The organism is Epilithonimonas zeae, from assembly GCF_900141765.1.
In the GTDB taxonomy this organism is placed as follows: Bacteria; Bacteroidota; Bacteroidia; order Flavobacteriales; family Weeksellaceae; genus Epilithonimonas; species Epilithonimonas zeae.
Map to the genome: position 1 here is coordinate 56,570 of NZ_FSRK01000001.1, position 13,456 is coordinate 70,025.

Annotated in this window: 10 protein-coding genes; 7 read left to right on the forward strand and 3 right to left on the reverse strand. The window is 34.0% G+C overall.

Features of this window, described 5'->3' with window-relative positions:
- Positions 1-29: 29 nt before the first annotated feature.
- The gene (gene asnB / locus BUR19_RS00250) at positions 30-1,691 is read right to left on the reverse strand and encodes an asparagine synthase B (protein ID WP_074232936.1); all 1,662 of its coding nucleotides are present in this window, start codon (positions 1,689-1,691) and stop codon (positions 30-32) included.
- Between the two features lie 508 nt (positions 1,692-2,199).
- On the opposite strand from asnB, the gene BUR19_RS00255 reads away from it, so the two are divergent.
- Entirely contained in the window at positions 2,200-3,486 is a 1,287-nt protein-coding gene (locus tag BUR19_RS00255; RefSeq protein ID WP_074232937.1) for an adenylosuccinate synthase, read from the forward strand.
- 290 nt (positions 3,487-3,776) lie between these two features.
- Here the strand turns inward: BUR19_RS00255 and BUR19_RS00260 are convergent, their stop codons facing one another.
- Entirely contained in the window at positions 3,777-4,706 is a 930-nt protein-coding gene (locus tag BUR19_RS00260) for a helix-turn-helix transcriptional regulator (RefSeq protein ID WP_074232938.1), read from the reverse strand.
- A 213-nt stretch (positions 4,707-4,919) separates the two neighbouring features.
- Between BUR19_RS00260 and BUR19_RS00265 the strand changes: the two genes are divergently transcribed.
- From BUR19_RS00265 to coaE, 6 genes are all read left to right on the forward strand, one after another.
- Positions 4,920-5,468, forward strand: coding sequence for a YMGG-like glycine zipper-containing protein (locus BUR19_RS00265; RefSeq protein ID WP_074232939.1), 549 nt, complete (start codon positions 4,920-4,922; stop codon positions 5,466-5,468).
- Positions 5,469-5,529: 61 nt separating this feature from the next.
- Complete coding sequence (locus BUR19_RS00270; protein ID WP_074232940.1) at positions 5,530-7,158, forward strand: LIC_10190 family membrane protein; 1,629 nt, start codon at positions 5,530-5,532, stop codon at positions 7,156-7,158.
- Positions 7,159-7,237: 79 nt separating this feature from the next.
- On the forward strand, positions 7,238-8,260 hold the full coding sequence (gene ruvB, locus BUR19_RS00275; RefSeq protein WP_074232941.1) for a Holliday junction branch migration DNA helicase RuvB: 1,023 nt from the start codon (positions 7,238-7,240) through the stop codon (positions 8,258-8,260).
- Between the two features lie 25 nt (positions 8,261-8,285).
- Complete coding sequence (locus BUR19_RS00280) at positions 8,286-8,903, forward strand: FMN-binding negative transcriptional regulator (protein WP_074232942.1); 618 nt, start codon at positions 8,286-8,288, stop codon at positions 8,901-8,903.
- 27 nt (positions 8,904-8,930) lie between these two features.
- Positions 8,931-9,797, forward strand: coding sequence for an MBL fold metallo-hydrolase (locus BUR19_RS00285; protein WP_074232943.1), 867 nt, complete (start codon positions 8,931-8,933; stop codon positions 9,795-9,797).
- Between the two features lie 52 nt (positions 9,798-9,849).
- Complete coding sequence (coaE, locus tag BUR19_RS00290) at positions 9,850-10,431, forward strand: dephospho-CoA kinase (RefSeq protein ID WP_074235493.1); 582 nt, start codon at positions 9,850-9,852, stop codon at positions 10,429-10,431.
- A gap of 68 nt (positions 10,432-10,499) precedes the next feature.
- On the opposite strand, the gene BUR19_RS00295 is transcribed toward coaE, so the two are convergent.
- Complete coding sequence (locus BUR19_RS00295) at positions 10,500-13,400, reverse strand: reprolysin-like metallopeptidase (RefSeq protein WP_074232944.1); 2,901 nt, start codon at positions 13,398-13,400, stop codon at positions 10,500-10,502.
- Positions 13,401-13,456 lie beyond the last annotated feature (56 nt).

Here is a 13,456-nt window from a genome sequence, read left to right on the forward strand (position 1 = left end):
TAGTTAGTATAGTTAGTTTTAATAAATTCCTAATAAGCTGTCTCGTGCACTTTTACCGCTCTTCCGCTTGGGTCGTTAGCATTTTTAAAAGCTTCATCCCATTCCAAAGCAACAGGCGTAGAACAAGCTACAGAAGGGACAGAAGGAACACAACTTGCAGCGGAATCACTTGGGAAATGACTTTCGAAGATGGTTCTGTATCTGTATTCTTCTTTGCTCATCGGAACGTTAATCGGGAATCTGAATTTCGCATTCGCCATCATTTCGTCTGTCACTTCATCTTCTGCTACTTGTTTCAAAGTATCAATCCAGGAATAACCAACACCATCACTGAACTGCTCTTTTTGTCTCCAGGCAATACTTTCGGGTAAAATATCTTCAAAAGCTTTTCTCAGAACCCATTTTTCCATTCTTTCGGGTGTTACCATTTTATCTTTTGGATTGATGGTCATCGCTACATCCATAAATTCTTTGTCAAGGAAAGGAACTCTACCTTCAATTCCCCAAGCCATTAGAGATTTGTTGGCTCTTAAGCAATCATAAAGGTGAAGTTTTCCTAATTTTCTTACGGTTTCCTCGTGGAAAGCTTGAGCAGATGGTGCTTTGTGGAAATACAAGTAACCGCCAAACAATTCGTCTGAACCTTCTCCGGAAAGTACCATTTTGATTCCCATCGATTTGATGACTCTTGCCAAAAGATACATTGGAGTAGAAGCTCTGATAGTCGTTACGTCATAAGTTTCCAAATGATAAATCACATCTTTTATCGCATCCAAACCTTCCTGAACGGTATATTTAATTTCGTGATGAACAGAACCGATATGATCTGCTGCTTTTCTAGCCGCTGCCAAATCGGGAGAACCTTCCAAACCTACAGCAAAACTGTGTAATCTTGGATACCAAGCTTCCTGAGTGTCACCACTTTCTATTCTTTGTCTTGCAAATTTTGCAGTTACAGCCGCGATGATAGAAGAATCCAGACCACCAGAAAGTAAAACACCATAAGGAACATCGCTCATCAGTTGTCTGTGAACTGCTTCTTCTAATCCTTTTCTGATGGCTGCGATATCGGTTTCGTTATCTTTTACATTCTCGAAGTCTGCCCAGTCTCTTTTGTACCATTGCTGTAATTCCTGCCCATCTTTGCTATAAAGAAAATGACCTGGCAGGAATTCTTCTATTTTATTACAAACACCTTCTAAGGACTTCAATTCTGAAGCGACGTAGAAACTTCCGTTTTTGTCCCAACCCATATATAAAGGAACAATTCCCATATGGTCTCTTCCTATTAGGTAAGCGTCATTTTCTTCATCATATAGGGCGAAAGCGAAAATTCCGTTCAGTTTTTCTAAGAACTTTTTTCCGTCTCTTCTGTATAAAGCCAAAATAACTTCACAATCAGACTGAGTCAAAAATTCGTAATCTGGAAATTCTGATCTCAATTCCTGATGATTATATATCTCGCCGTTAACTGCTAATGCAACTTTTTTATCTTTTGTAAATAATGGTTGTTTGCCAGAAGTAGGATCTACAATTGCCAGTCTCTCATGGGAGAAAATCACATTGTCGTGCTGGTAGATTCCTGACCAATCCGGACCACGGTGTCTAATTTTTTTAGACATTTCTAATATTTGAGGTCTTATAACTTCATTCTTTTGTTTTGTATCAAATACACATACAATTCCGCACATCTTTTATAATATTTATTTCGGTTTTTAATTAAAATTATATTGCAAAAGTATATTTGCTGATTTAAAATTAAAACTATTTTTTTATTTAGGTTTAAATATTTCTCATTTATTTTTGTTTTTAGGATGTTTTTTCGCTTTTTTTTAAATAATCTTAGAGTTCTGATTGATTTTTTATTTAATACATTACTGTTATTTCGAATTGACAGATTTGAGTTGATAAAAATATATAATATGTATAAGTAAGTTTATATTTTTATTTAATTTAATTTAATATTAAAATATAATTAATTTTCTGAAATAAAGTTTTCTTTTTTTATTGGAAATTGTAAAAATTGTACGATTTTTGTACCGAAAATTGTATTGTAGATGCAGCGATGCATTTATAATTTTTTTCATCATTTGTGTTTTTGCCCTCTTATTCATAGTAAGAGGGTTTTTTATTTTCTTTGATTTTGCTAAGCCATATATATAGTATAACTTTGTAAATAATCTAAAAAAAGTAAAAAATATGTCAACTTACGTAGTTGTAGGTCTCCAGTATGGAGATGAAGGGAAAGGAAAAATAACGGATGTTTTATCAGCCAAATCAGACTATGTAGTCCGTTTCCAGGGTGGTGATAATGCTGGCCATACCGTCTATGTTGGAGAAGAAAAATTTGTCCTGCATCTTTTGCCTTCAGGCGTTTTGCAGTGTAAAGGAAAGTGTATCATTGCTAACGGTGTGGTTGTAAACCCAAAAGCTTTCATTAAAGAAATCGAGCAGATAGAGAGCAAAGGCTTGAAAACGAATCACGTTTTCATCAGTAGAAGAGCACACGTGATAATGCCTTATCACATTTTACTAGATACTTATAGAGAAGAAGAACAAGGCGGAACCCAAATTGGGACTACCAAAAAAGGAATTGGTCCTTGTTATGAAGATAAAATCGCAAGAGTTGGGATCAGAATGATTGATCTTTTGAATCCCGAAGTTCTAAGAGAAAAAATCGAGAAAAATTTAAAAGTAAAGAATTCCCTTTTTGAAAAATATTTCGAAAAGCCAGGTTTGGATGTTGAAGAAATTTATCAGGAGTTTCTAGCTTTGGGAGAAAGACTGAAAGATAGAATTGTTGATACGGAATTAGAAATCAATGAAGCGATCCAGGACGGTAAAAATATTTTGTTTGAAGGTGCTCAAGCTTTGATGTTGGATATCGATTTCGGAACTTATCCATTCGTAACTTCATCTTCACCTTCTACAGGTGGTGTTTGTACAGGCGCAGGTGTTCCTCCAACAGCATTGCAAAATCTAATTGGAGTGGCTAAAGCTTACACAACAAGAGTTGGCAATGGACCTTTCCCATCAGAATTAGATAATGAATTAGGAGAGAAAATCAGACAAATTGGTTTTGAGTTTGGCGCTACAACAGGAAGACCAAGAAGAACAGGTTGGTTGGATCTGGTTTCTCTTAAGCACGCTTGTATGATTAACGGAATTAATAATTTGGTAATTACCAAGTTGGACGTTCTTACAGGAATTCATCCTTTGAAAATCGCTACGAAATATAAAACAGAAGACGGGAAAATTATCGATTACTTTACTTCTTCTACAACTAAATTATATGATTACGAACCAATCTATGAAGAATTGGAAGGTTGGGACGAAGATATTACCAATGCTAGAACATACGATGAGCTTCCTGCAAATGCAAAAAAATACATCGAGTTTATAGAGGAACATTTGGGAATTAATGTTTATTTGGTTTCGGTAGGGCCAGAACGTTCTCAGAATATTATTAGAAAAGAATTATTTTAAATATATTTCTTCAATATAAACACAAAACCGGAATAGTAATTATTCCGGTTTTTTATCATTTGTGTTTAGAAAAGAAATATTAATACTTCTAATCAAGTCTGAAAATCGTAGTTATTTTCAAACATTTGTGTTTTTTTTCTGTGTTTTATAGTGCAATAATATAGCTTCTATAATTCAGTGGAAAATATTTGACCAATAATTGTTCGCCCACATATACTCATGGTATTTATAATTATTAATAATTTGGTTAATTGTTTAATAATCAGATATCTTTATTTGTAAATAAAATTTTAGAAATTGTTTATAATATAAAGATTAATGTCTGTTTCTGTACTCAAATCCAGCTTTCTACGGATGCGATACTTCTTATTTTCGATTGCTTTTACTGTAGAGTTGGTTGCGATAGCAATCTCTTTGGTGCTAAGATTCAACTTTAGTAATGCACATATTTCCAATTCGGATGAAATAAGGTTTGGTGTAGCACCTAAAATATTATCAAAAAAATCTGGAAACTGAGATTTGAAATAAGTAATGAATAATGAATTCTTACTCATCGCCAATTCATACAATTCTCCGGAAAAATTAATTTTATCTGTTTTCTGAATCATAGCATTCAGTTTTTCCTTTTCTATATAATATTTTACAAGGAATCGTTCTTTTCTGTAGATGAAATACATCCCGACGAAGGTGCAAAAAGAAATTTCTATGATTTTATAGATTCTAACATACCATTCTTCTATAGGAGAAAGATTCTGATCGTAGAATCTACTTAGATAATAATCAGTAGTAACATTAATTAAAAACCAAAGTAGATAGGATAAAATCAAAAAGAATATAATCCATCGGTCTCTGATATAATCGAAGAAAAAGGCTACTGCAATGGTTAAAGAAACATACGATAAATAGTTCATACAGCCTTCTCCTGAAATGGTGTCGAAATAAAAAATCATTATTCCTAAGAAAAAGAAAAGTAACATCAGAAGTTTTGGATTGAACCTGATTCTGTCCGGCCAAAACAATGTGCCTAACATAAAAATAGTAAAGCTTCCAAAAATTATACAATTCACAGGACGAAAAAGAAGGATGTTAATAACCACATTGCACAATAAAAGGAAAACCAAAACAAATGTATAAACATCGAACAGGATACTTTTTTCGTATTCCATTTCATTTTTTGCAAGGTCTCTTTTTTTAGCTAATATAGAAGCTATATAGTTCATAATTCTTTGTAGGCTTTATGATTTTAAATAGACTTTTAATATAAAATTCAGTGTGATATTAAAGTTGGAATCAAATTTATGCAGAAAATTTATAACATTTAAACTCCTGATAATAAATATAATTAACAATTTTTAACAATTTATAATCTATTTTGGAATCATAATTGAAATTGGTTTAATTGTAATTCACAATTTGTGAAAAAATAAAAAGTTATGAAAAATTTATTTTTAACAGGAGCGAGTATAATTTTATTGTTATCATCTTGTAATAAAGATGAAAAAGTACAAGCTGCTTCTTTGGAGCAACAAAAGTTGGATTATCAAGCTAGACAGATTGATATTGAAAAACAAAAGTTGGCCATAGAGAAAGAAAAAATCAATTTCGAAAGACAAAAAGATAGCCTCAATAAAGTGGAAGAGGAGAAAGAAGCAGAGAGAAAAGCTGAAGCTAATCGTGTTGCCAGAAAAAGTTCCAGAAGGAGTAGCTCTTCATCTTCATCAGGAAGCGTGGCTTCTAATTCTTCGTCTTCAGGCTCCTCAGGTTCCTCAAGTTCAGCTGGAACTACAGCGACTCAGAAAAAAGGCTGGAGTAGTGCGGCGAAAGGTACGGTTATTGGTACGGTTGGTGGAGCGGCAGCTGGAGCCATTATTTCTAAGAAAAATCCTGGTTTGGGAGCCGTAATTGGTGGTGTAGCAGGTGGTGCAACTGGTTATACAATTGGTAGAGCCAATGATAGAAAAACCGGGCGAGTACAGAAGTAAATTTTCTTCATATATATTTTAACACGGAAAGATTGCTTATTTTTGGTAAGCAATCTTTTTTATGCTTATAATTCTCAAAACTGTTCTCATATTTCTCTTTATCAATTTTGGTAATGGAATTATTGTGGGTAAACTTCTAAAAATCAAAAATGAGAGTTTTACAATCATTTCTCTTTTAGGGATTCTAAGCGTTACCTTTTTACAAACAATTCTGGCTTTTTTCTTGCCATTGAATTTTTATATAGAAATTACATTTTTAATTTCTGGAGTTTTTGGAATGATATTATTTTTAAAAGAGAAAGATTTTACCCAGTTTGAGTTTAGGAAGAATATCGACTTTTGGTTTTATTTTTTTATAATATTAATTCTTTTTGTTGCATCCTTTTCGCCTTATTTATATGATCATTACAGTTATTATGTTCCAACTGTTACGTTTCTCAAAGAAGTTGGCTTTGTAAAAGGAATTTCAAATATAGATTTATTATTGGGTCAATCATCGTTTTGGCACGTTTATCAAGCTGGATTTTCAAATTTAACTGATGAGTTTTTAAGAATTAATGTTTATTTACTACTCTTATTTTTGATTTATATTTATGAAAGAAGGCAGTGGGTTCTGTTTCTGTTTATTCCATTTTTCTTAATTTTTATTCAGCAGCCAAGCCCGGATTTACCAACCTTTATAATTTCTTTAATTGTTCTGAATGAATTATTAATTAACTCGGACAGAAAAGTACTTTTATACATTTCAATATTTGTATTTTGTATAAAGCCAACAATGTTTTGGTTACCATTGCTGATTGTTTTAGAAAGTATTTACCAAAGAAATTTCAAATTTCAAATGTTGATTCCAATTTTGGCTTTTGGAAGTTTATTTGTTTTCAAAAATATCTGGCTTTTCGGATTTCCTGTTTTTCCTGTTTCAGCTTTTGATTTTAATTTGTCTTGGAAGCCGAGTGAGGAGATTTTGACTTACTCTTCACAAATCGGATTGATGAAATCTTATGATATGCATTATTCTTATCAGCAGATTCTGGGATTTAATCTTTGGGAAAGAATTTATCATTGGTTTACAATTGGATTGAAATCAATTTTAAATTTCGGAATTGTTTTGAGTGTAATAATCTTAGGATTTTTAGCATTTAGAAGAAAAGATAAATTTTACTTTTTACTTTTCATTTTCATTTGTGTTTTATTGAAGTTTATTTTTATAATTGTCTTCTCAGCACAATATCGATTTTTTATTGATATTTATTTAGTTGTGTTGTTTCTGATTTTTAAAAATATTTCAGAACAGAAATCTATTTTTACAACTGTCATTACTTCAGTTTTTGTATCAGTGATTTTTATATTCCCGGGATTTATTCAAAAATTCAATGTAGGGAAAAAGATGTCGGGTTTTAATTGGTATCAGCTTTATAAACCAAAAGAGAATAATTTGATTAATATCAATTCAGAATATAAGATTGGGAATTTAAACTTTTATGTTCCTAAATACCCTTTTCAGAAAGAGTTTTTTCCTTGGCTTAATATTTATGATTTGAAGCTTTATGATTATTACGGGATTTTTCCACAATATCTTGGTAAAGATGTGAGGAATGGATTCTTGCAAAGAAAATTGACAAAAGAAGAAAAAATCCAATTAAAGGAAATCATTTCCGAAACCGAGAAGTACAATCCAAAAGTCCCTTAAAATTTCTTTATCTTTGAATACCATTAAACCGAATTCAATTTCTGGTTTAATTTTTCATTTTAATTATTAATTCAAAGCAATGCCCGATTTTTTACATCCCGATAAATACAATTATTCTGATGACGATTTGATTCAGGAAGAAAAAATCCGACCGCAGAGTTTCAGAGATTTTGCGGGGCAAAGAAAAACGCTTGATAACCTGGAAGTTTTCGTGGCAGCAGCTAAAAATCGTGGAAGTGCTTTGGACCATGTTCTTTTGCACGGTCCACCGGGATTGGGAAAAACAACTCTTTCACATATTATTGCCAATGAGTTAGGCGTTAATTGTAAAATCACTTCTGGTCCAGTTTTAGATAAACCAGGAAGTTTGGCTGGGTTACTGACCAATCTCGAAGAAAATGATGTTCTTTTCATCGATGAAATCCATCGTCTGTCTCCAATTGTAGAAGAATATTTGTATTCTGCGATGGAGGATTATAAGATTGATATTATGCTGGAAACCGGTCCCAATGCACGTTCTGTGCAAATTGGCTTAAATCCTTTTACATTAATTGGTGCAACCACAAGAAGCGGAATGCTTACCAAGCCAATGCTTGCAAGATTCGGAATCCAAAGCAGATTAGAATATTATACCATCGAACTTCTCGGAATGATTATCGAAAGGAGTGCACGAGTTTTGGGTGTGAAAATATATGAAGATGCAGCACTCGAAATTGCCAGAAGAAGCCGAGGAACTCCAAGAATTGCCAATGCGCTTTTGCGAAGAGTTCGTGACTTCGCCGAAATCAAAGGCAATGGAGAAATCGAAATCGAAATCACAAAATTCGCATTGAATTCTCTAAACGTTGATGAGTTTGGCTTAGATGATATGGATAACAAAATTATGCGTGTGATGATTGAAAATTTCCGAGGCAAACCAGTGGGGATTTCTGCATTGGCTACTTCTATTGGAGAGAATCCAGAAACTTTGGAAGAAGTTTATGAACCTTTTTTGATTCAGGAAGGTTTTATTATCAGAACACCTAGAGGTAGGGAAGTGACTTATAAAGCCTACAAACATTTGAATATTTCCAGGCCGAAAAATTTGGGAGAATTGTTTTAATAATTTAATTAATCATTTTGTTATAATGTTCATACCCAAAATTTACAAAAGCGATGACCAAGAATTGATGAAGAAAATTATCAGTGAAAATGCTTTTGCACTTTTAATTTCTGATAAAGAAAAACTATCGGCAACACATTCTATGTTTTTGTCGAATGATAATGGAAAAGATTTTTTTCTTGAAACTCATATTTCCAAAGCCAATTTTCAAGCAAGAACTTTGAAGGATGGCGATGAGGTTTTATGCGATTTCTTAGGTGCTCATTCTTACATTTCTTCATCTTGGTATGAGAAAACCAATGTTTCAACGTGGAATTATGAAGCAGTTCAAATCCGTGGAAAAGTAAAAGTGATGACGGATGAAGAGCTTTATCGACATCTGGAAAAGCTTACGTTCAAATATGAAAAAATTCAGAGATGTCCAATGTTTGTTGAAAATATGGGCGATGAATTTGTGAAAAAAGAAATGAAAGGTACTTTTGGAATCAATATTTATCCGACGGAAATCTTTATAGCAAATAAATTAAGTCAAAATAGAAACGATGGTGATTTTGAAAATATTATTCTTAATTTAGGGCAATCAGATTCTGCAAATGATAAAAAAATTGCAGAGTTGATGGGGGAAAATCGAGGTTTGATTTAACAATTCTCTAAAAAAAACAAAATATTTATGAAACTCTATCCAATCCAATGTGGAAAATTTAAACTTGATGGTGGCGCAATGTTTGGCGTTGTTCCGAAAACGCTTTGGGAAAAAACAAATCCAGCTGACGAAAGAAATCTTATCGAATTAGGAACTCGCTCGCTTTTGGTAGAAGACGGCAAAAAATTAATACTAATCGATTGTGGCCTTGGAGATAAACAAGATGAGAAATTCTTCGGTCATTATTCACTTTGGGGAGATGATTCTTTGGATAAAAACCTTAAGAGATATGGATTTGTGAGAGAAGATATTACGGATGTTTTTTTGACGCATCTTCATTTTGACCATTGCGGTGGTGCAGTAGAATGGAATGATGACAAATCTGGTTACAGACCTGCTTTCAAAAATGCACATTTCTGGACGAACGAAAATCATTGGAAATGGGCAACAGAACCTAATCCTAGAGAGAAAGCAAGTTTTCTAAAAGAAAATATTTTTCCTTTGGAAGAAAGTGGACAACTCAATTTCTTGCCATTACCGACAACCGGAAATTATGGATTTGCTCCCGATTTGAAAATGGATGTGATTTTTGTAGATGGACATACGGAAAAACAAATGCTTCCGGTTCTGCAGTATCAGGAAAAAACAATTGTTTTTGCAGCAGATTTGATTCCAACAACAGGGCATATTCCGCAGGTTTATGTGATGGGCTATGATACAAGGCCATTGTTAACAATGGAAGAAAAAGGGAAATTTTTAAAGCAATGTGTTGATAATGATTATCTTTTGTTTTTGGAACACGATGCTCATAACGAATTAGCAAGTTTGAAAATGACAGAAAGAGGTGTTAAATTAGATCAGACTTTTAGTTTTAATGAAGTTTTTGGATATTAAATAAATTATGGAAATACAAGATATAAATCAAAATCAAGAGGAAGATGTTCCCATACCCAAGATTATTGGATTAACAGGCGGAATTGGTTCCGGAAAAACATCAGTCGCAAAATTATTAGAGGAAAAAGGTTTTCCTGTTTATTATTCGGATGACGAAGCGAAAAATATTGTCAACAAAGATTTGGCTTTAAAAGAAAAAATTATTGAGCTTTTGGGTAAAGAGGCTTATGTTAATGGAATTTATAACAGGAGATATGTTGCTGAAAAAGTCTTTAATAATTCTGAACTTTTAGAACAATTAAATCATTTGATTCATCCGGCAGTAAAAATCGATTTTGAAAATTGGATTAATTCCCAAAACTCTGAATTCGTTTTCAAAGAAACTGCACTTCTCTTCGAACTGAAATTAAATCAACAATGTTATAAGTCTCTGTTAATCACGGCAGACGATAATCTCAGAATCAAAAGGACGATGGATAGAGATGATAAAACGTATCGAGAAGTCGAAGCTGTGATGCAAAAGCAAATGTCTGAAAAAGACAAATGTAAACTGGCTGATTATATTATTTATAACAACTCTGATTTAGAAAGCTTAAGAGTAGCGACAGAAGCTTTTGTTGAAGAACTTAAATAAAAATTTAATTTATAAAAACAAAAACCCCGAATCCAAGATTCGGGGTTTTTTATTGATAGAATTACTGATTAATTCTTGATGAATTTAGTTTGAGATTTCTCTCCGTTAGATTCTACAGTTAAGATGTAAACACCTTTTGTTAACTTAGAAACATTTACTTTTCCATCTGTTGTTCCTTGGTTTACCAATTGTCCTCCTACAGAGTAGATCTCGAATTTAGTTTTAGAAGAAACATTAGAGATGTTAATAACGTCTGTCGCAGGGTTTGGATAAACGCTGATATTATTTTTCTTAACATCAGTAACTGCCAATGATTGCACAATATTCAAACTATAATCTTCAACTTGCCCGTAAGTAGATGTACCACAAGGAGTCGCATTTGGTGAGATTGAAGAATCTTGTAAACGAACTCTCATTCTTGTTTTTCCAGCTAAGGCAGTTGCAGGAATCGTAATATTACCTGTCCAAGGTGATGTTTTTTTACTTGTTACCAAAACTTGTTCACCAGCATCTGTAAAGTCTCCATCTTGGTTGAAATCAATCCAAACCAAAACTTGGTCATCCGCGTATGATGTTCCAGTAAATGATGAAGAGAACGTATAGGATTGTCCCGCATTTACATTTCCGGTAACAGTAGTAAAGTCTTCATATCCTGCTGTAGAAGTCGAACTGTTGTTGATGCCTGCAAAAGTTACATTAGATAACTTCTCAAAACTTGTAGAAGTCGCACCAGCTGTACAATATTCTATTCCTTTTGTACTGAAGTCTGCAGTTGCATAAGTTCCAACTGTTCCGCTGCAGATTGTTGCAACGCTTACGTTATAAGCTGTGTTAAGTGTTAATCCGGAAATAGTGTAAGTATTAGTTGTAAGATTATTAACCTCTGTCCAATTGGTATCAGCTGCTTTTTTGTATCTCAAGATATAAGTTGCATTAGCAACTGCGTCCCAATCAATCTTAGCACCTGTTTGTGTAATGCTGCTAGCTGCAAGTCCTGCTGGTGCTGTTCCGTCACAGTTTACCATCGCTGAAACCGTTACTTTACCAACCGCGTAGAATACGTTATCAATAGCAGAAACTCTTACTGTAACTACAGAGTTTGTAGGAATCCCAGCGAAGCTTATGTTTTCTGTTCCATCATTAGCCGTAGAAGCAGATAGAACAGTCCAGTTTGCACCGTTATCTGTCGTATAATCTATTTTAACATTAGAAACACTGTAAGGAGCAGCTGCTGTGTTGGCTACATCCCAAGTAAATGCCCCTGCGGAGTTATTATAAACTTTTGTAGCAGTAACTTTGAAGGGTCCGTCATTACCTACAGTAATCGTCTGTGAACCGATCTGAGTCTGTTGTTGTTTTACATCAGCATTATTGTCTCTTACAAGAACTCTAAAATTCATAGTTCTTGCTACGTTAGAAACAGCTTCCCAATCTGATGCGCTGGATAAAGTACCGTTCAAGACACTGCTTAATTTAGGGAAATACCTATAAGGTAATGCAGAACCAGTTAAAGATCTGAATTTTGGTCCAGCAGTGTTGTTTCCTGTAACGGATGTAACTGCAGATGTTGATCTGTCATATTCTTCCCAAGTGTAAGTAATAGGGTCGTTTTCTGCATCTGTTGCTGAAGCTGTTAAAACAAAAGCAGTTCCTTTTGGAATTGTTCTGTTTATTAGTGTGGCAACGACTGGCGGATTGTTTGTGATGGCTGTACTTACATCACAGTTTTGACCATTCACATAAGTTTGAACCTGCTCTATGCTTCTTACGTGGAAATAAGCATCAGAATGTGGCTGAACATCTGCGCTCGTTATTCCTGCATAACCCATAATTGTAGATCCGGAACCTGGCTCCATATGCGCAGTATTATTTGGTGCAGAGTGAATTCCGTGTGAGAAAGTATGATCTGCTCCAAACTGGTGTCCCATTTCGTGTGCTACATAATCAATATCGAAATTATCGCCTTCTGGTCCGCCACTTCCTGGAGAAGTGAATGCCGAACCTTTAGCTTCTTCATCAGAATTACTCGATGGATTTCTACAAACATTACCAACATCTCCTGCGCTACCACCGCCACCAGATCTTCCGAATAAGTGACCAATATCGTAAGCAGCATTTCCGATAACAGAAGTTAAAGTTTGCTGAATCTCAAGATTCCAGGCTCCGGATGCGCCTGAAGAAGCCGGTGAATATGGATCTGTGTTTGGGTCGGTATAAATTAATTGAGGAAGATCAAGAACATTCAAGTGAATAGCAAAATCTTTTTCGAAAACACCGTTTACCCTAGTCATTGTAGCATTAATTGCTGCAGCAGCTTGAGGAACTCCTCCGAAATACTGTGTGTATTCTCCCGTTACAGAAATGGCTAATCTGTAAGTTCTGTATTTTTTATCACTAGCTTTATTGAACTCGGTAACACTGTGCGTGAAATCTGTTGATTTCGATAAAGCATCCATTTGTTTTTTGCTAAGGAAAGATTCTGATGTTTTACACTCAAAAGCTTTACCTTCAGACCTTTTTTCTGTCTTTGGAAAAACGCCATAAACCGTTTTTTCTTTATTTTGTGGCTCGATGAACTCATATTGTCCATTTCTGAACATCATCCCCTGGAAATCATAAGGAGAAATACTGAATCTCACATAAACCGTTGGATCATCTACCTTAACTCCAGTATATGAACCTAATTGATAACGATCAGCCATTGCTTTGTCAACAACAGGTAAGCTGTAAACGGCAAATCTTTCAATCTTACCGTCTAATGTTGGTAATTTGATAATGACTGCTTTGCTATTTTTCCCTGTATCCTGAGCATTTACCAACTGAGATCTTATCGCATCAAGATCTAATGAATAATAGTTAGTTACCTTTGTGTCGCGCAACTTTTCTCCTTTCATAGATGCAGGATTCCACTGTGCATAAGCACCTGTAATCAAACCTAATGAAAAAAGAGTAGTAAAGATTTTCTTCATACTTTTAAATTTAATGAAACCAAATGTATGGGTTTTTTTTGACTTTATGGCAACAA

Excerpts from the sequence above, each read along its gene's own strand:
- BUR19_RS00270 (WP_074232940.1), top strand. The coding sequence starts at position 5,530 with ATGCTTATAATTCTCAAAACTGTTCTCATATTTCTCTTTATCAATTTT.
- BUR19_RS00255 (WP_074232937.1), top strand. The coding sequence starts at position 2,200 with ATGTCAACTTACGTAGTTGTAGGTCTCCAGTATGGAGATGAAGGGAAA.
- BUR19_RS00295 (WP_074232944.1), bottom strand. The coding sequence starts at position 13,400 with ATGAAGAAAATCTTTACTACTCTTTTTTCATTAGGTTTGATTACAGGT.
- BUR19_RS00285 (WP_074232943.1), top strand. The coding sequence starts at position 8,931 with ATGAAACTCTATCCAATCCAATGTGGAAAATTTAAACTTGATGGTGGC.
- ruvB (WP_074232941.1), top strand. The coding sequence starts at position 7,238 with ATGCCCGATTTTTTACATCCCGATAAATACAATTATTCTGATGACGAT.
- BUR19_RS00265 (WP_074232939.1), top strand. The coding sequence starts at position 4,920 with ATGAAAAATTTATTTTTAACAGGAGCGAGTATAATTTTATTGTTATCA.
- BUR19_RS00260 (WP_074232938.1), bottom strand. The coding sequence starts at position 4,706 with ATGAACTATATAGCTTCTATATTAGCTAAAAAAAGAGACCTTGCAAAA.
- asnB (WP_074232936.1), bottom strand. The coding sequence starts at position 1,691 with ATGTGCGGAATTGTATGTGTATTTGATACAAAACAAAAGAATGAAGTT.
- BUR19_RS00280 (WP_074232942.1), top strand. The coding sequence starts at position 8,286 with ATGTTCATACCCAAAATTTACAAAAGCGATGACCAAGAATTGATGAAG.